This is a genomic window from Microbacterium sp. H6 (assembly GCF_003314775.1).
GTDB lineage: Bacteria > Actinomycetota > Actinomycetes > Actinomycetales > Microbacteriaceae > Microbacterium > Microbacterium oxydans.
In genome coordinates, this window is the sequence record NZ_QOAY01000139.1 from 25,920 (window position 1) to 26,278 (window position 359).

Genomic DNA, 359 nt, shown 5'->3' on the forward strand with positions numbered 1-359 from the left:
GCCTCAGCGGACGACGCCCACCCAGATACCCGAGGCCCACGCCTGCTGATCGCCGTTGCAGCCGACCGATCCGGGATATCCCCGCACCACGGCCATGCAGTTGGCGAGGAACTCCGGGTCGCCGCCGAACAGCGACCCGTAGGCACCGGACGACGTGAGCGAGCCCCATACACGGAACTGATAGATGTGCGCGAGCTCGTGCGCCATCGCCCAGTTCAACCGGCCGGCGCCCCAGCTCGCGATGTCGGCGCGGTACTTGATGTACCCGTTGCTGTTCGCGCAGGCCGGGGCGTTTCCCCCCGCACAGGACGACGATTCGTAGAGCCCGACGCCTCCACCGCCGACGAGGTCGAGCGCCG

At 69.1% G+C, this 359-nt stretch carries 1 pseudogene; it reads right to left on the minus strand.

The window, feature by feature from the left end:
- Positions 1-3: 3 nt before the first annotated feature.
- Positions 4-359 (minus strand): annotated as a pseudogene (locus DSP71_RS09095) (hypothetical protein); the annotation flags it as partial.